This is a genomic window from Microcoleus sp. S36b_A4, assembly GCF_036700645.1.
GTDB lineage: Bacteria > Cyanobacteriota > Cyanobacteriia > Cyanobacteriales > Microcoleaceae > Microcoleus.
The window spans coordinates 14,419-40,028 of sequence record NZ_JAUBPI010000022.1 but is presented as its reverse complement, the minus strand read 5'-3'; the positions used below and the strand labels follow the sequence as shown (position 1 = coordinate 40,028).

Here is a 25,610-nt window from a genome sequence, read left to right as displayed (position 1 = left end):
GCTTGCTTTAGTCGTGGGAGTAATCTAAAATCTAAAATCTAAAATCCAAAATCGAATTATTATCGTCGAACCAGCAATCGGTGCCGAAGCCCAGTGCTCTCTTATTTAAAGACAATTGTTTGGCTAAATTTAAGGCTGCCTGTCTGCCGATTTCGGTTTCAAATACTGATGAGAAAACAGCGTCTATATTGTGAGTTTGACAAAATTTTCGCAGTTGGGATGGGGAACCAGCAATCGCCGGTTTAATGACGAAAATGCCCCGCCAGCCTTGGCTGTAGCACTCTTGGATGCGATCGAGGTTGGCAGCAGATTCATCAAGGGCGATCGGAGTTGCATAAATAGCATTCAATTCTACCATTTCCTGAAACTGTGTTACAGGCAGTGGCTGTTCCAAAAATTCAATGTCTGCGGAAAAGTCGGGAGTTGCATTTACCTCGTCGCAAGCTTCCAACCATGTTTTAGCCTGCCAGTAACTCAGTCCCCCGTTGGCATCTAACCGCAAAAAGGCAGATTCTCGATCGCACAAATTGTGAATTGCTTCGATTAGCTGCTGGAAAATCTTTAATTCTTCCTCAATTGCAGCAACACCAATTTTCCATTTAAATGTCCGATATCCCTCTAACCAAAGCACTTGCAAAGCCTGCAAAGCTGTTTCACCTGCGGGCAATAAACCGCTGAACCGATTTTGCATTTTCTCCCCCTTTTGGGAAAGGTAAGTTAAATTTTCGCTTTTCTCCCCCCCTTGGCAAGGGGGGGCTGGGGGGGGTGAATTTTGCTCGCTTAGTGCTGACTCAAAGCCAAATTGACAAGCCGGCAATTCAGCGGAAATAGCAAAAATCATCTCTGATGAAATATTACCTGACAACTGGTGACAAAAATATAAAGCTTGCTCAAAACTTTCGGAACCAAACCAACTCAAAGGGGCAATTTCTCCCCACCCAATTTGATTGTTTTCGTCCACAAGTCGCAGGATAATTCCTTCGCGAATATCCCAAATGCCGTGACTTGTTTGCAGTGGACGCTTAAATTTTCGCTGATAAGTGCGAAACTCGAATTGATGAAGCATTAGTTTTTTAGTTAATCATAAAATTTTCTCACAACTGATCCAAAATTATCAATATTTTCAAAATGGATATTGTGGCCAGCTTTTGGTACAATTTCCAGAGTAGTGGCCGGACACAAGCTGGCCATTTCGGTATTTATAGTTGTAAATTTATCATCGTATTCTCCAGCTAGCAAGAGGATGGGCATTTGATTTTGTGCCAGTTTTTCCCAGAGAGAGGGCTGGTTGCCGGTTCCCATATTGCGGAGAGATTTGGCTAATTCTAAGGGATTGTTTGCTAAGCGGCTTTCTATGAGTTTGTCGAAATTAGGAGAATTTTTTAAAGATTTGAATAAAGGGCGATCGTACCAGTTTAATAAAAAATCTTTAATGTTGCTATTCTCCAGCTTTTGTGCTAGCTGTAAATCGGATTCTAGGCGGTGCGATCGCTCTTTTTCTGTTTTCAATCCCGGAGAAGCTGACTCTAACACTACTTTCTCGAATCTTTCTGGAAAGTGTAATGTCATGTAAAGTGCCAATCGCCCACCCATTGAATAGCCCAACAACAAACATTTGTCTATTTGTAAATCATCTAATAACTCGATTAATGCTTGGGCAGTATTTGACATATTGTAGCAACTTTCGTCACCGTTGACTTGGGTTTTTCCGTGGCCGGGAAGGTCAACTGCTAAGCAGCAATAACTGTTAGGAAGTAAGGGAATGACGCTGCTAAAGTCTTGACTGCTGCCCGTGAATCCATGCAAAAATAAAAGTTTCGGCTGATTCTTGTTGCCAGTTAAGGAATAGTGAAAGTTATAATTATTAAATTTTTCCATATATAATTATACGATTCAATATGAGGTATGGATTGCTAAATTAAAGAAAATTTTGAGAAGTCACCCAACTCCACCAACTCCCTCAACTTAGCAAACCATACCTCCATTTTACCGAAATTCTCGATCGCCCGATCTACAAAGCAAACCCCAACGCCAGCAGCAATCCGCTCGAAAAATGCAGCGTAACTGCGATAAACTTAGAGTTGCTGACCTTTCCCGGTTGGTCATGATAGCCTGTGACATGGCGGCAAAGGTCGATCGCAAATGGCAAACTCCCAAAAATCAACAGCGTCCAAATTTGGAACATTCCCACAGCCACAAATAGCACAGTCAAAGCATAAACGCTGCCGCACAACCACTGCAACAACTGGGCACCTTTCTTTGTACCGAGTCGCACAATTGGCGATTTTTTACCCGCCGCCAAATCATCCGCAATTTGATGAAAGTGGGAACAAAATAAGATGATACTCGTAGTAATTCCCACGATTACCGAAGCCGCAAAATTAGTTGCAGACCAAGTTTGAGTCTGACTGTAATAAGCAGCGGCCAAGGCTAGCGGCCCAAAAGTGAAAAAGCAGATTATTTCCCCTAAACCCTGATAGCCAAGACGAAACGGAGGCCCTTGGTAAGTGTAGCCCAGAGCACAGCACAAAACTACTAGCAAAATTACTGTTGGGTCTTTTTGCCACCAGCTTATGGCGCAGATTCCCGAAACTCCAACTGCTAAAAACAGATTGGCTAGCCCGAAAATTAAAGCTTTATTTCCGGTTAAGTTAACTAGAGAATGTGCCTTGTTTTTATCGATTCCTGTTTCGGAGTCAAATACATCATTGCTGAGATTCAGCCATGCTATAATCAAAATGGCTGACATTAAAAATGTCGAAAAAATTAACGAATTAATCGTTTGAGTTTCGGCAAAAGCAATTGCAGTTCCTACTGAAATAGGAATCACCGCAACGCTGTACATGGGCGGCTTGATTGCCGCCAGCCACAATTTACTATTTGAACGTTCAATTAACTTTGTTGTCATCACACAAACTTGATTCAATTGATAGCAGCGTAGTAATTTTACAATTTTATTGGTGAAGAAACTCTACTCTGTATCTGGTTGAGTGCGCGGGGGGCATCCGTTGAGAGGCTTTGCGGGCGCAGGCGCGTCCGGTAATGCCCGTCTGCAAACCTCTGCAAGGTTGATCGCATGAGACTCGAGATTGAGTCGCTCAATCTTAAAGTTTTATGTCTAAATGTTTCGATTGATCGCGCGTTGGCGAAGTCCTCGAAGAAGATCGTCTGTTTTTTGCCCCCCGCTGAGCCCAAACTTTCCGGGAAACTCGAAAGGTCATGTTTTGCGATCGCCCTCCCGTGCTTAGATCGAAATAGGGGTTCTAGCGGGACAAAACCGCACTCTTTCTGACAAATCTGCTATTCTCGCTTTCATGACAGTAATACCGCACCGCGCTAATCTTTTACAAGACCGCAATCAACTGCATCAGTTTCTGTTAGATTGCCAGCAGTCTTTAACCGAAAAAGATCAAACCAAGATAGTTAGTATTTCTCAGGAGATTGCCCCCGTCGATCCGCTAGTTGTACTTCAAGAGATTTCCGAACCTTGCCAGCGGCACTTTTACTTTGAAAAAAGAGACCCGATTTCAGGCAATAGTTTTGCGATCGCCGCCCTAGATTCGGCAATCCATCTAACAGTAGCCGGAAGCGATCGATTTGCCCTTGCTCAAAATTTTATTCAATCTTGTCTTGCCAAAACAATTACCATCGGTACAGAACGCTTGCCATTCAGCGGGCCGCACTTTTTTTGTAGCTTTGCTTTTTTTGATGAGAATGTCGCCACCAATTCTTACTTCCCCCCTGGTACCGTATTTTTACCAAAATGGCAGATTACTCGCCTGAAAGATAGCTGCACACTTGTTGCCAATGCAATCATAAACCGAGATATAAATGTTAAAATCATCACTGATAATATTTGGCAAAGTTTTGATAAAATTTCGTCTTCACCTTACAAAAAAATTAATTCGATTAGAAACAGCTCGATATTTTTCAAACAAATTCCTGTGAATGATGCCACTCAATTTAAAAAATCCGTCAAGTCAGCTTTAGACTTGATCCACTCTCAATATTTTAGTAAGATTGTTTTATCCCAAGCAATAAATGTCATTTCCAAAACCCCTTTTAGTTTAATAGATTCATTAAATAACTTGCGCCTTACTTATCCCGGTTGCTACGTATTTTCCACCAGTAACGGCAAAGGTCAAAATTTTATCGGGGCCAGTCCAGAACGCTTAATCAGCATTCACAAAAATGAGTTAGTAACAGATGCCTTAGCAGGTTCGGCACCCAGGGGAAAAAATGAAGCGGAAGATGCGAATTTAGGCAAAGGTTTACTCAACAGCGAAAAGGATATTCGAGAACATCGAGTTGTAATTGATTTTATAGTTGATCGCCTGTCGAGTCTCGGTATCAATCCCGACTTTTCTCCACTACCGAGACTGCTGCAACTGTCAAACATTCAGCATTTGTGGACACCCATAAGGGCTAGAATTCCCCGTGATATTCATTTATTAAAGATTTTAGCTCAACTGCATCCAACGCCAGCGGTGGCGGGCGTACCGCGAGATATTGCGCTACAGCAAATTCGCGGCTGCGAAAGCTGCGATCGCTCTTTGTACGCAGCACCCCTCGGCTGGATCGATCGCACCGGCAACGGCGAATTTGCCGTCGGCATTCGATCGGCTTTAATCGATGGCGATCGGGCTATACTTTATGCTGGTGCCGGTATTGTGGCGGGTTCCGAACCTGAGAAAGAACTAGCAGAAATTCAGCTCAAATTGCAGGCACTTTTAAATGCTTTAGTTTAATTCAGCTAATTTGCAGAATCTAGAGTGGTCGGGCTAATTGATTGAGTCTGTGTTAATGTTTAATTTTCACTTCCTCAAAATGTTCTACTATGGGAAAAGGAGCGTAAAAATGGTGAAGCATTCTTTTCCACTCTTGATATTCAGCGGAATTCCTAAATCTAATTGTATGAGCTTCTAAATTTTCCCACCTAACCAATAATAGATATTTTCCTTGAACTTCTGTGCAGCGATGAAGTTCGTGAGATAAATATCCATCTATAGACCAATGGCACTGAAAAAGTGAGCCAAAAAAAATCTGTAAGGCAAGATATACATAGATAATTGCCTTACAAACCAAAATATCTCTCTCCCGGCAATGCCAAATCGTGCGTGCATTCTCAAACAACAATTTTTGCAGAGCGTTGCCTCACCTTGGGAAAAGCTGCTGCCAGATTCCTTAGTAGGTGAGCTTCTAGCGAATGAGAAGATCACCTACTACCAAAGCATCTACACACCCATAGTCACCCTGTGGGCGATGATATCCCAGGTACTCGATCCCGACAAAAGTTTGAGTCAAGCCGTGAAGCGGATGAGTACGTGGCTGAGTGCGGCCGGAGTCAAGTCTCCTTCTTCAGACACAGGGGCATACAGTAAAGCTCGTAAGCGACTACCCGAAAGACTTGTCCAACAGTTAGTACCCATAGTGGCAGAGGCACTAGAAAAGCAAGTTCCCATAGAACAACAATGGTGTGGACGACGGGTGCGGGTATTAGACGGCACAACTGTATTGATGAGTGATACTGCTGCCAATCAAGCTGAGTATCCGCAACACAGCAATCAAAAAACTGGGTGTGGATTTCCCATCGCTAAAATAGTGGTACTCTTTTCATTACTAACTGGGGCTGTGGTAGCCGCTGGCATAGCTTCTTTGGCGACGAGTGAGATTGTGATGAGCCGTTTGATTTATGCAAATTTAGTCTCCGACGATGTGATATTGGCAGATCAAGCTTATGGTAATTATGTCGATTTAGTTTTGGTGAAACAGCAAGGAGCAGATGCTGTTTTCCGTAAAAATCATCTCCGCAAAACTGACTTTCGACGGGGGAAAAAGTTGGGAATTGGCGATCACAAAGTCATCTGGAATAAGCCCCAACAGTGTCCCAACCACATGACTTTTGAGGAATTCGAGGCATTGCCGTCTAGTTTCATCGTCCGGGAAGTATGCTTACGAATTAAGCGCCGTGGCTTCAGAGCTGAGCGTATCATTATAGTGACAACATTAGTGGATGCCAAACGCTACACTGTTGAAAAATTGACTTCTTTATATGGGTTTCGTTGGTCGGCAGCAGAAGTCAATTTACGCTATCTCAAAACCACGTTAAAAATGGAGATGTTAACAGCTAAAACTCCGGTGATGGTAAGAAAAGAAATTTGGACACACTTATTAGCTTACACTTTATTGCGTACTATTATGTGGCAGGCTGTATCTTCGTCAAAAAATACAGTTTTTGAACTCTCATTCCAATCAACTAGGCAGCAGTTTAATCTGTTATTGACGCTGTTGGCAACTACAGGAAAACGCCAACAGCGACAATGGCGTCAATTACTTTTGGAACAGGTGGCAACTAATTTACTCACGATTCGACCTGAGCGTTCTGAACCTAGAGTTTTGAAACGCAGGCCGAAACCATATCCTCGAATGCAGGAACCTCGTTCTGTCTTGAAAGCTAAACGGAGGGTGTGATTAAGCCTTTTTCAGTGCCATTGATCTATAGACGCTATCAGACTGGAGGCTTCTCTAAAAGCTATCTCAAAATCACCCTCACAGCCAGATTTGACATTAATCACAACCGCCTCAAGAATCATAAAAATGTATCCTGACAATTATTTGGGTATAATATCGTAGCACAATACAGAGTTGAGCTACTCAGATTTAGCAATGCCAATAGATTTTCGCAACACAAATACCGTCTGGGCTTCCGTATTAGCAGAGACATTGCAACGACTGGGATTAACTACAGCCGTGATTTGTCCAGGTTCGCGATCGGCACCGCTAACAATAGCCTTTGCCCTGAACAAAAAAATAGAAACTATTCCCATACTCGACGAACGTTCAGCCAGCTTTTTTGCATTAGGAATTGCCAAAAAATCCTATTTGTCAACCGCACTAATTTGCACATCTGGAACCGCCGCTGCCAACTTTTATCCTGCAATAATAGAAGCGAGAGAAAGTCGAATTCCGCTGCTAATATTCACCGCCGATCGACCTCCAGAACTGCGGGACTGTCACGCCGGACAAGCGATCGACCAAGTTAAAATATACAGCAATTATCCGAACTGGCAAGCCGAATTAGCGATACCTTCTGCGTCCAGAGGAATGCTAGACTATCTGCGGCAGACGATCGTGTATGCTTGGGAGCGATCGCAATTTCCAACACCAGGCCCCGTCCACCTCAACATCCCCTTTCGCGACCCGCTTGTACCCGTTCCAGACATAGCTGTAGAAGCTTTAGAAACACAATTCAATCCCGAAGATTTTTTTGCAGGATTAGAACCCATTTTCGCGGGAGAAAGCTCTACCCCCCCCAGCCCCCCCTTGTTAAGGGGGGGAGAAGAAAGTACCATGCAACAATGGCAGCGAAGCAATAAAGGGATTATTATTGCCGGCGTTGCACAGCCCCAATTTGCCGAAAAATACTGTAGTGCGATCGCCCAAATTTCCAAATCCTTAAACTGGCCAGTTTTAGCAGAAGGATTATCCCCAGTCAGAAACTACGCCCAACTAAACCCCCATCTAATTTCCACCTACGATTTAATCCTGCGAAACCGCGAACTAGCAAATAAATTAACCCCAGAAATCGCCATTCAAATCGGAGACTTACCCACAAGCAAAGAACTGCGAAACTGGCTAGACAAAACCCAACCAAAACGCTACATAATCGACCCCAGCCACCACAACTTCGATCCGCTACACGGCAAAACAATTCACCTGCGAACCTCCCCTGAAAATCTCGCAACTATATTAACTCTTGTCCCCCCCCTTATTAAGGGGGGGCTAGGGGGGGATCGAGCCCCTGCTACCACTGCTATTTCCCCTCAAATCCCCCCCCTAAACAAGGACGAATCAACTCAAGTCCCCCCCCTTAGCAAGGAGGAATCAACTCAAGTCCCCCCCCTTAACAAGGGGGGGTTAGGGGGGGTTCTAACCTCTCCCTCAAACGAATACCTCCAACTTTGGCGCAACACCGAAATCCAAGTCAGACAAACAATAGACCAAAAACTATCCACAATTAACAACATAATCGAGCCCAAAGTTTCCTGGCTGCTTTCCCAAATTTTGCCGCCTGGAACACCGATATTTATTGCCAACAGTATGCCCGTCAGAGATGTAGAGTTTTTCTGGAAGCCAAACAACTTAGAAATAAAAACTTTTGTCAATCGCGGAGCTAACGGCATAGACGGCACATTATCAACAGCATTGGGAGTTGCTCACCACAATCAAAGCAGCATCATGCTAACAGGCGATTTAACACTTTTGCACGATACAAACGGTTTTTTAATTAAAAATAAATTTGTCGGTCATCTGACAATCATATTAATTAATAACAACGGTGGCGGAATTTTTGAAATGTTGCCCGTTGCCAAATTTGACCCGCCCTTTGAAGAGTTTTTTGCCACCCCGCAGCATATCAACTTTGCTCAGTTGTGTGCAACTTATGGCGTGGAACACGAGCTAATTGAGGATTGGGAACAGTTCAAACAAAAATTAAGTTTTTTGCCAAATAGCGGGATTCGCGTCTTAGAAGTGCAAACAGACAGGCGATCGGATGCTAAATGGCGGCAAGATAATCTAAGTAAATTTGCCAAAAATTTGTAAATTTGTAGGTTGAGCAGGTGGAACGAAACCCAACCTACATTAATTTAAACTGCTGGTTGAGCTAGCAGCGAATCTAACTCTCCTTCTGCATCGAGTTTGTGAATATCATCGCAGCCGCCTACGTGTTGGTTATTAATGAAAATTTGGGGTACGCTGCGGCGTCCGTTAGCGCGATCGGCCATTGCTTTTCTAGCGGCTTCGTCGCCATCAATTTTGTATTCCGTGAAATTTACGCCTTTCCACCACAACAAAGTTTTGGCGCGGATGCAGTAGGGACAGGTTTGCCAAGTATAGATTTCCACATTGGCTTTGATGCGATCGGGCTTGCGGCCCAAGATGGGATTGAGAAAATCAAGCATTTTTAGTACGGGGGTAAGGGTGGAACTCATTTAGAAATCATACCCAATGTATAAATTCCGCTGGTATGGGCGCATCTGCCAGAGGTGGGTTTTAAGCTGCCGGGCGATCGCCATGTGACCGAAATCACAACTTTACTCTATTCGGATCACTTGCTTTCACCCCTGACAATCACCTTCGCGGCCTCATTAATATCACCGATCTTTTGAGGAAACCAGAAGATGATAAATATATCGAATTCAAGCGCACTGCCATGCACCCCGTACAACTCCTCCCCGGCGCTATCTCTGAAATCCTCGCTTCTGTAACCGATACAGGCGTTTTGACTCTGGCGGATCGCTACGGTTTGATGGCCGCCACCTTCGACGACTCTCTGAATGACGAAGACAGAGGCTGTGTCAACCGCCTGCTGCGGGCGGTGCTCAGAGGCCGAGTCCAAGTAGTCAACGAACTTTCAGCAGCATTCTAATCGGGATTTGAAGTTTTGTTCTGAAGGCAAGGTGAGTCAGCGGTAGATGAAAATAGTGGAAACTCAGGCAGGAGTTGAAACAGCGGTAATTTGAATTCGATTTAAAGTTTTCTCCTCTAACTCAACAACGGTTTTTTTGTCAAAGCAGCCTTTACCGGCTGCTTTTTTTTGATCTAATCGCGGATTTCGAGGTTGTACTGGCGGCAGAGGTCGATCAGTTTTTGTTGGAAGCGATCGCGCACGCTGTCTGGAGAGACAATGACGCAATCTTCCCAGTAAGGAGCGATTTCGCGAAAAAACCAGAAGGTATTTGAGATATTCCGAATCACTCGCTTGATAGGCGGATCGCCTTCTGGTTCGCTGACTTCCTCATCTTCCTGCTTGCGTCTGTAGTTAAAGGCAAGCCTGCCAAATAAGTGAAATTCTACGGAAATTCGCTCTAGATCGGGCAACCAAGTTCGATCGACCGACATCACCGCAGCATCTTCAATGCGATCGAGCAGCAGCGTCCAGTTGTGTTCGAGTCCCGGTACGTCTTGATTTCCGTCAGATTCTTCGCAGCGACACATTAAATACTGTCGCTTTTCAATAGGGACAATCCGAGCGTGTAAGACTGTGTAACTCCAAAGGCGATCGGCTGCATCTCGATAGGAAAGGCGAAATGCTTGCTGTCTGTGGATAAAGTTATCGATTTTTTGCCGCCAAGTAGGTAATGGGTTGCTCAAAAACTGATCGATTTGGGCCCGGAAAGGGAGAGTCAGTTCGCTGCGATCGCTCAACAATTGGGCAATGGCCAGCGCTTCATCAATTTTGCCCAAGTCAAGCAATTGCTGTCGGGCGATGTCTAGGGCTTGGATGCGGGTTTCCGGCCAGTCGTGGTTGGGGGCGATCGTCAGTTGGCGGCGGGCGATCGCTTCTATCAGTTTGGATATGTTCGGGCGATCGCCCCACGTCTTCCCGAATTCTTGGGCCAAGGCTTCCAACTCAGTTTTATCTCGTTCAGAAACCGACAGGGTGATCGATTGACCTTTGCGACTCATAAATATACGGACACTTTCTCATTGTACAGGCTTGATTATCTCTATTGTCGGTGTCAATATGGGGGATATCCACTTTCTACGGACACAGATTCAGCATATGTCCGATTACCAAATTACTCTCAAATCCGTTTACTCCTGTCCCGCTGCGGAAATTCTCAAGGGAGTTAAATTACCGGAAGGTTGGACTCTTTCTTGGCATCAAGCCGAAACTTTAAAGGCAATTCGCGATCCAAATATTGATGTCATTTTCAACTTTGCTATAACTAGCGATGGCAAAAGTTTAGCCGCTTTTTTAGAAACATTGCAGACAAATTGTTGTGCAGTGGCGCTATATCCGACGAATGAACTGGCGCGAGATCAGGAGACTCAAATTCAGCGCTATATCGAACAATTCCAACCCGATCATCAACCCCGCGTTGTCCGACTTAGCGGCTCGGAATTAGAAATCTATGCAGAAAATGAAAAACTTAGAAAAGCAGCCGCGATCGCATCTCGCACAGGTCAATCAGAGATTTTATTAACTAACCCTGATATCTTGCACTATCTCCACCGAGGAGCGTATTTAAGCTCTGAAGATAGCCCCGATAAACTGTGGGGTCGCATCGACAAAGATTTTGACCTATCCATTTTTGATGAATTTCATGTTTTAGCATCTCCCCAGATTGCCAGCGTCATCAATACTATGTTGTTAATTCGCAATACAAACCGCCGAAAAAAGTTTGTATTCCTGTCAGCAACTCCTGACGACCAATTAATTAGCAGACTAGAAATAGCAGGTTTTCGCTGTCAAACTATCGACCCTTTAAAAGTAGGCAAATATCAGTTTCCCGATCGCCCTGCTGAAATCGAACAGTTGAAAGCAGACTCCTGGCGGCAGATATTGAGGGAAAGTACGCTGACTTTTATTTCCCTAGAACCAACTTCAAAAGCTTCTGAAACTTGGCTGAAGGACAGCGCAAATCTCATCCTGACTCACTTTAAACACAATCCGGGAAGTAAAGGAGCGATTATTCTGAATTCAATTGCGGCCGTCAAGCGGCTGACACCATTTTTTCGGGAATTGTTCGCGCCTCACGGTTTAGTTGTCGGCGAAAATACCGGGTTGTCGGGAAAGACGGAAAAAGAGCGATCGCTCTCGTCAGACTTAGTTCTCGGTACTAGCACCATTGATGTCGGGGTAGACTTCAAAATCAATTTGCTGATTTTTGAATCCGCCGATGCGGGCAACTTCATCCAAAGATTAGGAAGGTTGGGGCGACACGATGGCTGCGATCGCAATGGAGAATTTATTCAGTTTAAAAATTTCACAGCCATAGCACTCATCCCTAATTTCTTAGTTGAACGCTTGTTTGTCGGTGATACTGCCACTTTAGAGTCTAACGGAATTTACGATCGTCCTTTTTTCTATCAACAAATTCGCGAAAAGTACCGCCAAATCAACAATTTTGAGGGATATTATTCGCGGTGGGGTGCGGTGCAGTCAGTTCAAATTTGTTGGGAATTAAGGCACAGGACAATTAAACAGCAGTACGCATCAAGTCAGAAGGCTTTTCAGGAAGCTGCTCAAAAAGTATTTAAAACTAGCTTGGGGAAAGTGGCAGGTAATATTAAACAGTGGGGTAAAGAGTGGCAAGAGCGATCGGGAAATAAGACGGGAAATCCGATAGTTGAAGATGCTAGCAGTTTTCGAGGTTCTAGTCCCCTGCAATGCGGCATCTGCGATTTAACCGATTCCCATGAGGCCGACAAATTTAAAACTTACGATTTACCAGGAATTTTGAGCAACTTGGAAATCGAACCGATGACGGAATTTGCCTTTATGCGAATGTTGAACGAGACATCGGAACGCCTTGGGCAACCAATTGCCAAAGGTCGATTTAAACATTGTCTTGCTTTTTTGAAGTTGCGCAGTTATCGGGAGGAAAGACTGAATTGGAAATTTACTTATTCGGGAAAATTAGAGGAAAATGCTGCTGCTTGGAAAGTTCAGGTTTTGACGGGGATTGAGGTTGTGCAACCTGAGAATTATTGGATCGGGGAAATCAACAAGCGTTTGAAGAAGCAAGCATTGGTTTGTTATGTACTGCGTTATCCGGTGGCTGAAGTGCGATCGCGCCTGCGACTGCCGGTACACTTTCAGATTTATCCGATTTGCGATCGGTACAGTATCCACGATGCGACTGCACCTTATTCTATAGCTTTTGGCCAGTCGGCCCTGTTGGTGGACACGCTGGCCCACTGGCTCAAGAGCAAGGGGGATGAAGTATGGATTGCGTAGAAGGTCAAGCCCTGATAGGGGTTTTGGCTGGCTTAGTTAGATAGTAGAGGAGCGTGCGCCAGTGGGTACATGGATATTTGTTTCAATCCCTTATAGGGATTTAGACACCTTAACACGTATGCAAGGTGCGCCCTCTAGTGTCAAAACTATAGCATTGATGGAATACTGTCAACTGCCAACTGGTTACTTGGCTATTTGACCTTAGCTGGTTAAATAACCATGAACTACATGAGACTAATTGACATCCATCTGATAATTGTTTATACTGAAGAGCATGGAAGCCTTATGTCCCTGAGAGTAGCGATCGCGTGTGAGTTCATGGATATGCCGCCCATGCCCCCAGAAGTTATCTATTAGTCGCAGTTAGTTTGTGGATAACTATAGGACTGGTTTGGTCTTACATCTTCTTGCTCAAATAAAACCGTTAAGCATATCTCAGATACAGCGGCACTTAAGGAGCTTCCCTCTTATATCTACAAACCCATGTTAGGGAAAAAAAAATGGAACTACGAGCTGGTCAACGTTTAAACCTGAAGTACAAAGGTCGTGCATTGGAAGCTATCATCATTAATCCTCATGCTTTCGGGCATAACAAACCAAGTATTGGTCTAAATTTCAGCATGGGAGAACGGTGTGCTGGCATTACTCACAACAAATTTGTGCAGTGGACACGAAAAACTCGGAGCAAAAATCCTGAAGATTTTGCAGACACTGACACAGTTCAGTATTTTGAACTACCACAAAGCAAGAAACAATTTGCAATCCATCATTTGCCATTTGATGAAAGCGACTACAAACTTGGTTATGGCAACCTCACAATAAATTACCACAAAGTTATAGAGGCATCAGAGTTCATCGATCTGTGTTTTGAAGTTCTAACTCATATCAGGCTACCCTATCAAAGCAAGGAAAAGCTCAAAGACTTTCTCAAATGGTTTGCTATTGAAGGTTTTTATGCTCAGGCATATACCATCATTCGGGGAGCTTACACAAAAGCTGATAGTGAGCAACTGCATCAATGGTTAGAAGCACGGTTGAGGAATAAAGCTGAACGGCTACCTTATGCCCGTTGTGTCGTCGAACTTCATGAAAATCCAGCATACTGGACTAACTACACTTACTTAAATCTATTCGGTAAAATTGCGTCTGAAATGCGCGAGGAGTGGCAGACTATAGATGGTTCTCCACAAATTGCTCGAAATCACATTGCCGAATCATTAGGACTAGAAGCGGTTGGTTTTGTTGAACGTATGACGACTGATCTTTATGCAGGCGATCTACAAGAAGCACACGATATCGCCATCAAAACAGCCAAACGGAAGTTTAAATTGCCTGAGCCAGAAGACGTGAATATTGAGAAGCTATTCTCAGCAAAAACTCTGAAGCTCAACCCAGACCAAGTAAAAGAAATCAGAAACTTGTTCAAAGATGGGATGCCTATTAAAGACATAGCTGAGAGGTACAACGTAACACCAGGGGCAATTGCCTACCGTTGTGCTGATAGGGAGAAATCTAACTAAATTCAGGCTATAAATTCGGGTTAGCATTAGGGTTCTTCATGGTTAGTTAATCAAAGAGAGCCTGTAGAACCCTTGTACCAAAAAAATTGTTCGGCTCTAAAGGAGTAGTTTAACTACATAAGAGCCTGTAGAGCTTTTTTGTCAAAAAATTATCTCAAAGACAAGTGAGTGTTCGCAGAGAGTCCCTAGAGTAGAGGCATAAAATGGCTAAAAAACGTCCAAAACCAGACGAAGAGTACCAACAACTCTCATTATTTGATATCCCAGTTAATTTGAACTCAAAACAATCGGACGATCCAGATGATGACTGGTTGCAAGATGAAGAATTAGGGTCAAACTTTCAAACGTCCGATCGCACAATCGGACCTCAAACTCGCGACTTACTAACCCTCAAACTCTTGCGAGAAGCCATTCAGAGTCAAAATCCAGGCGATCGCGTCATGGGAGACTTCGCAGAATATGTCTTGCCAAATCTGCTGCGAGTTGCCATTGGCGTCACAGCCAAAGGGGGCAAATTTTTTGACGAACTCGATAAAAAGCAAGGAAAAGAGAATGTGAGACGGCATAATGCAGGCGATCAGTCCCTAAATACTCATCTGCTAAATGGATTATTTCCCGCTAATTTAATTGAACAGCGGTTAGAAAAACTCGATACTACCGTGCGGCGAGCCGTAGGACAAAAAGAACGGCGGTTAGTAATTGCTGGCTTTATTCTACACGACTTTGAAAAATTCCCCGATGTCCCCAACGATTGTCGCAAGTTGCCGCTAGAACAGCACCGTCAAATTATTGATGAAAAAGTGCGACAGTTAGGAATAGATAGCTTCATCAATCCCGACGATCCAGATGCTTATCGAGAATACATTGACGACTTGCTCTGCCTTGCTTACAACGCTCAGCGGCGTTGGGATACTAACTGGAATTTTTCGGAATTTGGGTTAAATCCAGTTTTGCGCGATCGCACTCTCCGCAGTCTCTCAGACTTAACCTGTTTAGCAGATTCCCTAGCATCTATTATCAAACATCCCCAAGATGCAGAAAATACCAGACTAAACGAGTTAATCCACAGCCTCAGCGACGGGCAATTAAAATTCACTTATCACAGCATCGCTGAAAACAGAGGCGTACTTACTAACGTCGTCAATAACGCTTTAATGGAAGTGCATACGGCGCTGAATACCGACGACCGCACCTACTACGAACCACTGCTTTATTTACCAACAGGTGTAATTTACTTAGCTCGATCGGATGCTCCTGTTATTTCAATTGTAGACTTACCCAAACGAGTAGTTAGCAAGATTAAACAACTCTGCGCCGGACAATTGCAACGGCGACAAACTGGTTTTGGCCGAGATGGTAAAGGCATGAAATATGCCGAGTATTATAACCTGTTTTTTGATACGTCAGAGTTGATGCTAGTTGCTGTTGATGCTACTTTACGCATTCTCAAAATAGGAAAAAACTCTGTTGCCAAAAGTCGCAGCGATAATCTGATAAAATTTCAGCGTCAGGATGTTTTATCTGCTGATTATAAATTCAATTTTGAGGACGATATTCGGATCGATCAGATTGCTGAACTTGGCGACTTAGTGAGTCGCAAGATTTGGGGAGAACAGGTTAATACCATCGAAGCGGCACGCAAGAAAGACAAAAAACTACCCGCCCTAACTCATCTAGATATTGTCGAGGAAATTGCTAAGTTTTGGAACCTGTCCGAGTATCTGCCAGCCCTGAGAGAAATTCAACGGATTAATGAACGCCTCAAAGAACTTAAACTAAAAGGCAATACAGGCGGCGTTCCTTACGAATGGTACTATTTAGCAGCAAAGTACCTAGAACATCACCCAGGCCTTGAGGATGTGCGGGAAGTTTGCGAACAGGCGATCGCCCGCATTTCCCAAATGATTAAACCGATTGTTTCACAGTACAAATTGCCCGACGGTTGGGACGATTTGCGACTGTGGGTAACGCGGGTTGTCATGTTACCGAGAAATACACCATTGGACACAGCATCCAGTGACGTCTTTTTAGATGAATTGGAACGCTACCAACTCGCTAAGAAACAGGGTAGAGGCAGACAGTTAATCTGTTCGATTTCCCATTCAGCTTACACGGTGACAGAACAAATGGAATCAGCCGTTTTGTTCACCCCTCAAGTTTACACTAACAAACAAATGTTGGGAGGTTCTAACGCCAAACGCAATATTTCTAGTATTGCAGGTTTAGAAATGATGCTGAGGCAAATTTTAATGAATCAAACTCAAGCTGTGGGCAAAAAATTTGAAGATGGCAAATATCGCTATCTCTATTTTTATCCCACATATTACTTTACCCCAGAAACAAATAAGTTTCTGCAAAAAGCCTACACTAGCATTTTCCAAACCCGCTTTGATACCAGCATTCGCAATCATTTTATCAGCAAGGATTTGCAAGCCGATTTTGGACGCAATCGCTACCAAAGCATCGATGCTTTCCTCATAGATGAAAACATCGAACCAGGAAAAGACCGCACATTCAAACTTTCCTATCCCGAAGACCAACCCCTAACATTTTACTTCATGGCGCTTCCGCCCGGCCGAGATGCAACTGATACCGAATCCTGGGTAATGCCAGCTTGGCTAGCTTTTGCTTTTCCCATGATTCTAGATGTCAAAACCGTAGTTTCAGAGTCGCCAATTCCGCCTTTTAACGACGGTGCAGAGTTTGAAGAAACCGTATTTCTTGACAGTGTACCCCAAGCTTTTAGGGTATTGACCAAGCGCGATCGCTTCCGCCTCGACTATATCCTGGAAGGTTGGGAGGAAAACGGCAAATCTTATCCTGCACCTTTAAATGTCTTAACTGCTGCTTATGCTATTCATCTTGATGTTAATGCGAAACAGGGGAAGTCCGGCTATGACTCCAACTGGGGTAAATTAACTGAGCTCGCCAAGGATTTTGAAACCAGCCCGCTTTATGTGTTTAGCTACCTAAATCAATGGGTTCGCAAACAGAAAAATGAAACGGCCTCAATTCAAAAAATTAAGCTTTATGCTTATCATTTTTACCCTTGCTTTGACTCCTATGCCCACTATAATCATGAAAAGGAACGATTGATTGTGACAACCGCATCAAGCTTAAACCACCCCCAAAAATTGACGGATTTGTATCGCAGATTTTACCGTGCAAGTAAGCGATATAATCCCAAGGCAAATGCTGTGTTGAAACCGATTGATATTGCTTCTAAAACTATCCTTGAAGCCGATCGCAGTTGTCAAGGTGAATCTTTAGTCTTGACAGTTGCTGCTGAAGTTTCAAAGCTCATGGATCGCGTTCACTCTTCTACTGCGGAAGGACGCTGGATTTTTAGCAAGCGGGAGGAAGAACGACAGGCAATTTTAGAGTTTGCTCGCTACTTTGTTGAGGAGGTATTTGAGCAATCATTTGCGGGCGATCGCGCTCGTTTAGCCGGCCGACAAATCAATCTAATTAGAGATACCTGTGAATTCCTTTACCGTTTAGAGAATGACCAAGAAAATCACCCTATAGAGGGTCAATCTCCTGAAGATTCACAAGAAGAAGCTGACAATTAAAGCTGACGTTTTTGTTTGACAAGCTACACGCCAACTACAAAACTCACATTTTACATAGGAGACAAATCATGCCTTTCTTGAAAACAGTTGACTCTAAATTTTTCCACGCTAACATCCCTTACAAACCAATGGGTAAATATGTACATTTCCTGACTGTGCGCGTCACAGAATCTTATCCCCTATTTCAGACCGATGGAGAACTGAATAAAGCGCGGGTGAGGTCAGGAATTCAAGACCAAAAACCAATCAGCCGCCTGACCATGTTTAAGCGCAAGCAATCTACACCAGAACGTTTAGTCGGTCGCGAGTTGCTGCGTAACTATGGTTTTATGACCGCTGAAGACTGCGAATACAATTTCAAGTTTGCCATGAATAACCCTGATTGCATTATCTACGGATTTGCGATCGGTGAGTCGGGTTCAGAGAAGTCAAAAGTCGTAGTTGATACAGCATTTTCAATTACCGCTTTTGATGAATCTCACGAGACTTTTACCCTCAATGCTCCCTTTGAGAATGGCACAATGGCATCCAAAGGTGAAGCAGGTTCAAAAGTTGGTGAAGTTACCAGTCGCATCAATCAGCAAGACCACATCAAACCCCAGATTTTCTTTCCTAGCATTGTCACACTGAAAGACCCTACAGAAGCTAGTTTCTTGTATGTTTTCAACAACATCCTCAGAACCAGACACTATGGCGCTCAAACCACCCGCACAGGTCGAGTCAGAAATGAGTTAATTGGTGTCGTATTTGCCGACGGCGAAATTACCAGTAACCTCCGCTGGACGCAAGCAATTTACGACCAATTGCAGGTTGAGAATAAACTTAATTCCAACAACCCTCTCAATGAAGATGATGTGATTATGGCTGCTAGGGCTGCTATCCAAACATTACTGTCTGAGGAATTTATCGTGCATGAAGACTTTATTGGGGATAAGTTTACACCATTAGTGACAGAGGTTAAAGCTGTTATTGGCAATGAAGATGAACTCAAAAAAATGTTGAAGAAAGCCGATGACGAGGCTAAAGCTTACGCGAAGAAGCATATCAAGGGTAAGGCAGGAGCTACAGCAGCAGCAGCGGAGTAACAACCATGACTTTTATTTACCGCTGTCAAATCGAGTTGCATGATAGCCTTTATTTTGCAACTCGCGAGATAGGGAGACTTTACGAAACAGAGCCAGTAATTCACAATTACGCGCTTTGTTACGCCCTCGGTTTGGTGGATAGCGAAATCTATTCCACCACCGTTTCGGAAGAACATTCTTATCGCTATTTCTGTCCCGAACAGGTTCCTAAATACGAGCCGCATTTAACGGCGCTCAACCAACAGGGGATTTATGTTACTCCGGGCCGATCTATTTCTCACTCCTCCACTCTCAACACTTGGAAATACGCCAACAATAACTATCACGTTGAGATGGAGAAAACCCAGAAAAATATCCCTAGTTTTGGAAGAACCAAAGAAATTGCGCCGGAAAGCAAATTTGAATTTTTCATAATCTCAGAGAAGTCTCTGAAACTAGCGAAATGGATTCGTCTGGGAAAGTGGATGAGCAAAGCAGCAGTCGAAATCGTAGAACAGAAGGAAGTGAAGCGATCGCCCTCAGCAACAGACTTCATTTTTCCCTATCTTCTCAACCCTTTAGATGTGATGTTTTCCCATCAAGTGATTAGCTACGATGTGGTTAATATGCCTCCGGTTAGCCTCATCCAAAATGTCAAAATGCTAGGGCGATATTACGAGTTTGACAAACTAAAAATTCCGGCGTGTATGGAATACCGCTTTCGGGCAGATTAATAGGAGGCAGAGCCTCTAGAAATGCGTTCCCAGGTAGAACCTGGGAACGATAAAAATTAAACCAATTTTAAGCATTAACCATTAACCCAATATGCCGCACAGCCTAGTCATCAACATCCTTCCCCTGGCCCCAATTCCCCCCGGATACCTCACCGGAAGACACCTGCACGCCCTCTTTCTCACCCTCGTGAGCTCCGTTGACAAACAACTCGGCGATCGCCTCCACGATGCCACCGCCCAAAAATCCTTCACTCTCAGCCCTTTGCAAACTAAAAAATGCCCTTTCAAAAAACACCATTCCCTGCAATGGGAACATACAGAATCGATTCCAGAACACACGCTGTGTTGGTGGCGGATTACTCTGCTTGATGACACTTTATTTGGCAAGTTAACTCAGCTTTGGCTGAATCTCAATCCCTCGAAGCCGTGGCATCTCGGGCCTGCCGATTTGATGATTACTAAGATTCTCGGAACGCCCCAAATAGATCAGCCTTGGGCTAATGCTTGCGATTACTCTCAATTGTACGATCGCGCTTCCGAAACCAATCGTTTAATTGCCTTCAGTTTTGCGACTCCTACAACTTTTCGACAGGGGAAATTTGATTCCGTGATTCCTACTAGAGACTGCGTTTTTAATAGTCTCCTCAGTCGCTGGAATAAGTACAGCCCGATCGCAATTCCCGATCTTTCCTTCGATGCACTTTTTTCAACATTTGTCAATATCCGAAGTGAAAAATTGACCAACTATCAAAGCGATTTTGTGGGCATGGTTGGGGAGGTTAGTTATCGGATTTTGGGAGATGTCGAGCCTTTAGTGATTAAGCAAATTAATGCTTTGGCTGATTTTGCTGTTTACTGCGGGGTGGGGAGGAAAACTCCGATGGGGATGGGAATGACTCGAAGAATAGTTGTTAATAAGAGTTAAACGGATTTTGAGGGCGGGCAAGATTCCGGATTTCCTGGGCGGGCAAGATGCCCACCCCACAATAACACTAAACTCTTGTGGAACAGGCATCTTGCCTGTTGCTAATTCCAATTACTAATTTCCTACAAACCATCAAAATTATGAATGATTTTGATTACATTTCGATTGCAACTCTCAACCAGTATTCTTACTGTCCTCACCGCTGTTGGCGAATGTCTTGTGCTGGAGAATTCACCGATAATCAGTATACCATAGAAGGGACAAGTTTGCACGATCGCGTTCACACGATGGGCGAGATTAATCGCGATGAAACTTGGCAGGTGCGGGCGATTTGGCTGAAATCCGAGCGCTACAAACTGATTGGTAAATCGGATTTGATTGAGTCGGCTGAGGGTGAGATTTACCCAGTGGAATATAAGCGGGGACGGAAGGGGGAATGGGATAATGATGAGTTGCAGGTTTGCGCCCAAGCGCTTTGTTTGGAGGAGATGACGGGGAAAACTATTGCGACTGGATATGTGTATTACGCGCAGTTGCATCAGCGGCAATTAGTCGAGATTTCTGAGGGTTTGAGACAGGATACGATCGCAACTATTGAAAAAGTCGGTGCTCTTTGGCGATCGGGAAATATCCCTTTACCAGTTTACACCGCTCGGTGTACGGGATGCAGTCTTTTTCCCCAATGTCTGCCCCAAGCTGCGGCCAAAGTCAACCGCTATCAAGAAGCAAGTTAACCTGCAAATAGGAGATTTCACAATGGGAACAGTTTACATTACTCAAGAAGATGCTTTTATTGGCAAAGTCGATGAACGTCTGACGGTTAAAGCTGACAAAAAAAATCTGTTGGACGTGCCATTAATTAAGATTGATGGTGTTGTTGCATTGGGACGCGCTACAGTTTCGCCGGCTGTGGTTGTGGAACTTTTGGAACGTCACATTCCTTTAAGTTTTCTGACGCTAAACGGACGTTATTTGGGGAGGTTGGAACCGGAAATGACGAAAAACATCTTTGTGCGAAAAGCTCAGTGGCAAGCGGCTGGGGAATCGGAACAAGCCGTACATTTAGTTAGGGGATTTGTACGGGGAAAGCTCAAGAATTACCGCAATTCTTTGTTAGAATATCAGCGCAAATATTCTCCCCAGGAATTTGAAAAACCCATTGCCCAATTGAAACAAGTCATCGCGTCTATTGACAAAACTTCGAGTATTAATTCTCTGCGAGGATTAGAGGGGGCGGGTAGTGCGACTTATTTTGGCTGCTTCAATCAACTGATTCGCGTGCCAGATTTTAGCTTTGAAGTTCGCCGCCGCCGTCCGCCTACTGACCCGGTAAATTCTCTGTTAAGTTTGGGATATTCTCTGCTGCGGCACGATGTTCAAAGTGCGGTGAATATTGTGGGGTTCGATCCGTATTTGGGATATTTGCATTTTGAGCGCTATGGCCGTCCTTCCTTAGCGCTGGATTTGATGGAAGAATTTCGACCTTTGGTAGTTGATGCTGTAGTGTTGACAGCGATCAATTTGCAGAAAGTTTCCCCTAATGATTTTACGGCAGAACCGTTGAGCGGCGCGGTTTCTTTAACAAAAGAAGCGCTGCACAATTTTTTGCGATTTTACGAACAAAAGAAACAGTCAAAGTTCAAGCATCCTGTGATGGGAAAGTTGTGTACTTATCAAGAAGCGTTTGAAATTCAAGGGCGGTTGATGGCTAAGTATTTGATGGGTGAAGTTGATAAGTATCCACCTTTGATTCTGAAATAGGGAGGCAATTAAGTTATGTTTGTTTTGGTTTGCTACGATATATCTGAGGACAAGCGCCGCACTAAGATTCACAAGATTCTCAAGTCTTATGGGGAATGGAAGCAGTATTCGGTGTTTCATTGCGAGGTGACGGATACTCAGTATGCCCGGATGCGCCAACGTCTGAGTAAGGTGATTAAGTCGGAAGAAGATAGCATCCTGTTTCACTATTTGTGCGCTTGCTGTCAGGGCAAGATCGAGCGGATTGGCGGCCGGGCACCGATCGATACTACGATCTTTATGGTTTGATTTTGCGTCTGGCTGTAGGTGTTGAACGGAGGGGGTGAATTTTAATGGCTGAAAGCTTTACTAGGACTGGGTTTGCAGTGGTTTGTACCTCATGCGGGTCAGACGCAAATGCTGAAAGCTTTACTGGGAGAGAGTTTGAGGTCTATTTGAATTTTGCCCCCTTGACAGGGCGATCGCTGAAACGGTATATTGATTGCAGTCAGACGCAACTGAACCTTGAGAACCTTATATTTCAAGCCTCCCAGACCCCGGCAGCCGAAAACAACCTAAAACCCTATCAGGGATTGAAACGGAGCCATAACTGTTGCGGCTGCGAGCTATCTTACGGCCGAAAACAACCTAAAACCCTATCAGGGATTGAAACGCCATACAATCCGGCGTAGGGAGTCAGACCCAAGGCCGAAAACAACCTAAAACCCTATCAGGGATTGAAACATTTTCGGAAGCGGTAGTGGTAGCGGCTTCTTGTAAGGCCGAAAACAACCTAAAACCCTATCAGGGATTGAAACTGCTCGGTTTCCTACGCGCCGGAGGCTTCGCTAATGCGCCGAAAACAACCTAAAACCCTATCAGGGATTGAAACATTGCCGCCGAGAAAATGCGCTGATGTGCCGTGATCGGCCGAAAACAACCTAAAACCCTATCAGGGATTGAAACAGGTACTGGGATTTGTCGCTCCGGCAGTGGCGGCCGAAAACAACCTAAAACCCTATCAGGGATTGAAACACATACTGATAACACCCGCCGCGCCCTTGCTCATCCTGCCGAAAACAACCTAAAACCCTATCAGGGATTGAAACAGGACACAAGGTGTTTTGGAATGGTTCATGCACGCCGAAAACAACCTAAAACCCTATCAGGGATTGAAACATATTAATTTTAAATAGCTTCCAACACTAACCAAGCCGAAAACAACCTAAAACCCTATCAGGGATTGAAACGCTGTCTTCGCGTCCTGCAAACTTGCGATCAAAAGCCGAAAACAACCTAAAACCCTATCAGGGATTGAAACAACCCACAACGGCAAAGACAACTATTTTAATCAGGCCGAAAACAACCTAAAACCCTATCAGGGATTGAAACCCTTTCTCGATTCTGATTGAATTAAAGCTGTCAAACTGCCGAAAACAACCTAAAACCCTATCAGGGATTGAAACGAACCGCTTGGCATTCACGAACTTGTCAACGCCGTGCCGAAAACAACCTAAAACCCTATCAGGGATTGAAACAAAAACACACTCGGATTAGGCGCAGCAGGTGAATGCCGAAAACAACCTAAAACCCTATCAGGGATTGAAACAAACTCTGTTTGTATTTTTTATATTCGGCTTCTGGCCGAAAACAACCTAAAACCCTATCAGGGATTGAAACATCGCTGAGATCCTTTTTGATCAGGTTAACGATTTTGCGGGGCCGAAAACAACCTAAAACCCTATCAGGGATTGAAACACTGCTTCTGCTTTTGCAACTTGCGCTGCTTCCCGGCCGAAAACAACCTAAAACCCTATCAGGGATTGAAACCTTTAGCTTCAAGCTTCAATCGCAAATCCGACACGTCAGGCCGAAAACAACCTAAAACCCTATCAGGGATTGAAACGCCAGACTTATCTTGAGCCAGCGACTCGCAAATGCCGAAAACAACCTAAAACCCTATCAGGGATTGAAACGTGAAGAATTTTTGCTCAGGGGCGATCGCGAGTGGGAGCCGAAAACAACCTAAAACCCTATCAGGGATTGAAACTGGGCAAGTACGCGGGATTTATCTATGGCGTGGCGCCGAAAACAACCTAAAACCCTATCAGGGATTGAAACAGAAACAACACCAGCTTTTAAAAGCATAATGGCCGCTGCCGAAAACAACCTAAAACCCTATCAGGGATTGAAACTGCTGTCTCTTGCTAAACTTACCTTCAAAATCTTCTGCCGAAAACAACCTAAAACCCTATCAGGGATTGAAACAGGAAAATAAAAATTTATGCCAACTGGACGGCACGCGCCGAAAACAACCTAAAACCCTATCAGGGATTGAAACCTCAGCCTTACTTATTCGCGAGATTGGCGACCGGGCGCCGAAAACAACCTAAAACCCTATCAGGGATTGAAACGTGGAATTGGCGACCCCGGCGGTGGCGGGGGTTATCGCCGAAAACAACCTAAAACCCTATCAGGGATTGAAACGCCGATCTGTTGAGCGATCCGGTAATTCAGCAGATGGCCGAAAACAACCTAAAACCCTATCAGGGATTGAAACCAGACAATACCTTGAAGTAGCCGTTTTGCCTCAAGCCGAAAACAACCTAAAACCCTATCAGGGATTGAAACTGAAGATGAAGAGGCGCACAAACTCGACGTGCCAGCCGAAAACAACCTAAAACCCTATCAGGGATTGAAACCCTATCAGTACATGGCAAATTGCGAAACGACTTGCCGAAAACAACCTAAAACCCTATCAGGGATTGAAACGGACGGGGTGGATATCGTGAGGGTGCTTGCCGCCCGCCGAAAACAACCTAAAACCCTATCAGGGATTGAAACTACAAGGAATAGGTTTACTTAACGGCTCTTCCCAGGCCGAAAACAACCTAAAACCCTATCAGGGATTGAAACCTGCCAAATTTGCAACAAAATCAAGGCAATTGTGCCGAAAACAACCTAAAACCCTATCAGGGATTGAAACTCATCAATTAAATTTACAACTACCCACATTAATGCCGAAAACAACCTAAAACCCTATCAGGGATTGAAACCGCCTCTTGACGCACTTGTCCCACACCAACTTATAAAAGCCGAAAACAACCTAAAACCCTATCAGGGATTGAAACCCCCAGTACCGTATTGGCTCATCACTATCCCGAAACGCCGAAAACAACCTAAAACCCTATCAGGGATTGAAACGCAATTTTTGAATAGCTTCAAGAGCTTTTTGAGTGCCGAAAACAACCTAAAACCCTATCAGGGATTGAAACTTTTGCCCGTTGATGATGCTGAATTTTAAGGA

The 25,610-nt window shown here is 44.3% G+C and carries 20 protein-coding genes and 1 CRISPR repeat array (1 of these 21 running past the window's edge); of the genes, 14 read left to right on the top strand and 6 right to left on the bottom strand.

Features of this window, described 5'->3' with window-relative positions; translation table 11 throughout:
- Positions 1–31: 31 nt before the first annotated feature.
- The 3 genes from QUA03_RS09500 to menA form a co-directional block, all read right to left on the bottom strand.
- Positions 32–1,066 (bottom strand): o-succinylbenzoate synthase, encoded by a 1,035-nt coding sequence (locus QUA03_RS09500; RefSeq protein WP_333211553.1) that lies wholly within the window; start codon positions 1,064–1,066, stop codon positions 32–34.
- Positions 1,067–1,077: 11 nt separating this feature from the next.
- Positions 1,078–1,878, bottom strand: coding sequence for a 2-succinyl-6-hydroxy-2,4-cyclohexadiene-1-carboxylate synthase (menH, locus tag QUA03_RS09495; protein WP_333211551.1), 801 nt, complete (start codon positions 1,876–1,878; stop codon positions 1,078–1,080).
- A gap of 133 nt (positions 1,879–2,011) precedes the next feature.
- On the bottom strand, positions 2,012–2,908 hold the full coding sequence (gene menA / locus QUA03_RS09490) for a 2-carboxy-1,4-naphthoquinone phytyltransferase (RefSeq protein ID WP_333211549.1): 897 nt from the start codon (positions 2,906–2,908) through the stop codon (positions 2,012–2,014).
- A gap of 406 nt (positions 2,909–3,314) precedes the next feature.
- Between menA and QUA03_RS09485 the strand changes: the two genes are divergently transcribed.
- On the top strand, positions 3,315–4,748 hold the full coding sequence (locus QUA03_RS09485; RefSeq protein ID WP_333163675.1) for an isochorismate synthase: 1,434 nt from the start codon (positions 3,315–3,317) through the stop codon (positions 4,746–4,748).
- A 52-nt stretch (positions 4,749–4,800) separates the two neighbouring features.
- On the opposite strand, the gene QUA03_RS09480 is transcribed toward QUA03_RS09485, so the two are convergent.
- Positions 4,801–5,085, bottom strand: a complete 285-nt coding sequence (locus QUA03_RS09480) for an antibiotic biosynthesis monooxygenase (RefSeq protein WP_333211547.1) — start codon at positions 5,083–5,085, stop codon at positions 4,801–4,803.
- A gap of 18 nt (positions 5,086–5,103) precedes the next feature.
- Between QUA03_RS09480 and QUA03_RS09475 the strand changes: the two genes are divergently transcribed.
- Both QUA03_RS09475 and menD read left to right on the top strand, forming a co-directional pair.
- Positions 5,104–6,471, top strand: coding sequence for an IS4 family transposase (locus tag QUA03_RS09475; protein ID WP_333211546.1), 1,368 nt, complete (start codon positions 5,104–5,106; stop codon positions 6,469–6,471).
- Between the two features lie 195 nt (positions 6,472–6,666).
- Positions 6,667–8,604 carry a 2-succinyl-5-enolpyruvyl-6-hydroxy-3-cyclohexene-1-carboxylic-acid synthase gene (gene menD / locus QUA03_RS09470; protein WP_333211545.1) on the top strand — a complete coding sequence of 646 codons (1,938 nt, stop codon included), beginning with the start codon at positions 6,667–6,669 and terminating at the stop codon, positions 8,602–8,604.
- 44 nt (positions 8,605–8,648) lie between these two features.
- On the opposite strand, the gene grxC is transcribed toward menD, so the two are convergent.
- Complete coding sequence (gene grxC, locus QUA03_RS09465; protein WP_333048639.1) at positions 8,649–8,963, bottom strand: glutaredoxin 3; 315 nt, start codon at positions 8,961–8,963, stop codon at positions 8,649–8,651.
- 251 nt (positions 8,964–9,214) lie between these two features.
- Here grxC and QUA03_RS09460 point away from each other — a divergent pair, with 251 nt between their 5' ends.
- The gene (locus tag QUA03_RS09460; RefSeq protein ID WP_172188518.1) at positions 9,215–9,430 is read left to right on the top strand and encodes a hypothetical protein; all 216 of its coding nucleotides are present in this window, start codon (positions 9,215–9,217) and stop codon (positions 9,428–9,430) included.
- A 173-nt stretch (positions 9,431–9,603) separates the two neighbouring features.
- Here the strand turns inward: QUA03_RS09460 and QUA03_RS09455 are convergent, their stop codons facing one another.
- Positions 9,604–10,470, bottom strand: a complete 867-nt coding sequence (locus tag QUA03_RS09455; RefSeq protein WP_333211544.1) for a WYL domain-containing protein — start codon at positions 10,468–10,470, stop codon at positions 9,604–9,606.
- A gap of 97 nt (positions 10,471–10,567) precedes the next feature.
- Here QUA03_RS09455 and cas3 point away from each other — a divergent pair, with 97 nt between their 5' ends.
- From cas3 to cas2, 10 genes are all read left to right on the top strand, one after another.
- Entirely contained in the window at positions 10,568–12,748 is a 2,181-nt protein-coding gene (cas3, locus tag QUA03_RS09450; RefSeq protein WP_333211542.1) for a type I-D CRISPR-associated helicase Cas3', read from the top strand.
- Positions 12,749–12,967: 219 nt separating this feature from the next.
- Positions 12,968–13,105, top strand: coding sequence for a hypothetical protein (locus QUA03_RS09445; protein WP_333211540.1), 138 nt, complete (start codon positions 12,968–12,970; stop codon positions 13,103–13,105).
- Positions 13,106–13,248: 143 nt separating this feature from the next.
- A complete protein-coding gene (locus QUA03_RS09440) occupies positions 13,249–14,268 on the top strand; it encodes a helix-turn-helix domain-containing protein (RefSeq protein WP_333211538.1) in 1,020 nt (339 codons plus the stop codon).
- Between the two features lie 203 nt (positions 14,269–14,471).
- Entirely contained in the window at positions 14,472–17,840 is a 3,369-nt protein-coding gene (cas10d, locus tag QUA03_RS09435) for a type I-D CRISPR-associated protein Cas10d/Csc3 (protein WP_333211536.1), read from the top strand.
- A gap of 68 nt (positions 17,841–17,908) precedes the next feature.
- Entirely contained in the window at positions 17,909–18,925 is a 1,017-nt protein-coding gene (gene cas7d / locus QUA03_RS09430; protein ID WP_333211534.1) for a type I-D CRISPR-associated protein Cas7/Csc2, read from the top strand.
- A 5-nt stretch (positions 18,926–18,930) separates the two neighbouring features.
- The gene (cas5d, locus tag QUA03_RS09425) at positions 18,931–19,638 is read left to right on the top strand and encodes a type I-D CRISPR-associated protein Cas5/Csc1 (protein WP_333211532.1); all 708 of its coding nucleotides are present in this window, start codon (positions 18,931–18,933) and stop codon (positions 19,636–19,638) included.
- A gap of 91 nt (positions 19,639–19,729) precedes the next feature.
- Complete coding sequence (gene cas6 / locus QUA03_RS09420; RefSeq protein WP_333211530.1) at positions 19,730–20,563, top strand: CRISPR-associated endoribonuclease Cas6; 834 nt, start codon at positions 19,730–19,732, stop codon at positions 20,561–20,563.
- 140 nt (positions 20,564–20,703) lie between these two features.
- Positions 20,704–21,297 carry a CRISPR-associated protein Cas4 gene (cas4, locus tag QUA03_RS09415; protein WP_333211528.1) on the top strand — a complete coding sequence of 198 codons (594 nt, stop codon included), beginning with the start codon at positions 20,704–20,706 and terminating at the stop codon, positions 21,295–21,297.
- A 22-nt stretch (positions 21,298–21,319) separates the two neighbouring features.
- Positions 21,320–22,324, top strand: coding sequence for a type I-D CRISPR-associated endonuclease Cas1d (gene cas1d / locus QUA03_RS09410; protein ID WP_333211526.1), 1,005 nt, complete (start codon positions 21,320–21,322; stop codon positions 22,322–22,324).
- A gap of 15 nt (positions 22,325–22,339) precedes the next feature.
- Positions 22,340–22,612 (top strand): CRISPR-associated endonuclease Cas2, encoded by a 273-nt coding sequence (cas2, locus tag QUA03_RS09405; RefSeq protein WP_333211524.1) that lies wholly within the window; start codon positions 22,340–22,342, stop codon positions 22,610–22,612.
- A 254-nt stretch (positions 22,613–22,866) separates the two neighbouring features.
- Positions 22,867–25,610: a CRISPR direct-repeat array (repeat unit 37 nt; unit sequence GCCGAAAACAACCTAAAACCCTATCAGGGATTGAAAC) (it continues 2,157 nt past the right edge of the window).

Coding starts and splice junctions, on each gene's coding strand:
- cas6 (WP_333211530.1), top strand. CDS start 19,730: ATGCCGCACAGCCTAGTCATCAACATCCTTCCCCTGGCCCCAATTCCC.
- cas2 (WP_333211524.1), top strand. CDS start 22,340: ATGTTTGTTTTGGTTTGCTACGATATATCTGAGGACAAGCGCCGCACT.
- cas7d (WP_333211534.1), top strand. CDS start 17,909: ATGCCTTTCTTGAAAACAGTTGACTCTAAATTTTTCCACGCTAACATC.
- cas10d (WP_333211536.1), top strand. CDS start 14,472: ATGGCTAAAAAACGTCCAAAACCAGACGAAGAGTACCAACAACTCTCA.
- QUA03_RS09460 (WP_172188518.1), top strand. CDS start 9,215: ATGCACCCCGTACAACTCCTCCCCGGCGCTATCTCTGAAATCCTCGCT.
- cas4 (WP_333211528.1), top strand. CDS start 20,704: ATGAATGATTTTGATTACATTTCGATTGCAACTCTCAACCAGTATTCT.
- QUA03_RS09445 (WP_333211540.1), top strand. CDS start 12,968: ATGAACTACATGAGACTAATTGACATCCATCTGATAATTGTTTATACT.
- QUA03_RS09455 (WP_333211544.1), bottom strand. CDS start 10,470: ATGAGTCGCAAAGGTCAATCGATCACCCTGTCGGTTTCTGAACGAGAT.
- cas3 (WP_333211542.1), top strand. CDS start 10,568: ATGTCCGATTACCAAATTACTCTCAAATCCGTTTACTCCTGTCCCGCT.
- cas5d (WP_333211532.1), top strand. CDS start 18,931: ATGACTTTTATTTACCGCTGTCAAATCGAGTTGCATGATAGCCTTTAT.
- grxC (WP_333048639.1), bottom strand. CDS start 8,963: ATGCTTGATTTTCTCAATCCCATCTTGGGCCGCAAGCCCGATCGCATC.
- menH (WP_333211551.1), bottom strand. CDS start 1,878: ATGGAAAAATTTAATAATTATAACTTTCACTATTCCTTAACTGGCAAC.
- QUA03_RS09440 (WP_333211538.1), top strand. CDS start 13,249: ATGGAACTACGAGCTGGTCAACGTTTAAACCTGAAGTACAAAGGTCGT.
- QUA03_RS09475 (WP_333211546.1), top strand. CDS start 5,104: ATGCCAAATCGTGCGTGCATTCTCAAACAACAATTTTTGCAGAGCGTT.
- QUA03_RS09500 (WP_333211553.1), bottom strand. CDS start 1,066: ATGCTTCATCAATTCGAGTTTCGCACTTATCAGCGAAAATTTAAGCGT.
- menD (WP_333211545.1), top strand. CDS start 6,667: ATGCCAATAGATTTTCGCAACACAAATACCGTCTGGGCTTCCGTATTA.
- cas1d (WP_333211526.1), top strand. CDS start 21,320: ATGGGAACAGTTTACATTACTCAAGAAGATGCTTTTATTGGCAAAGTC.
- QUA03_RS09485 (WP_333163675.1), top strand. CDS start 3,315: ATGACAGTAATACCGCACCGCGCTAATCTTTTACAAGACCGCAATCAA.
- menA (WP_333211549.1), bottom strand. CDS start 2,908: ATGACAACAAAGTTAATTGAACGTTCAAATAGTAAATTGTGGCTGGCG.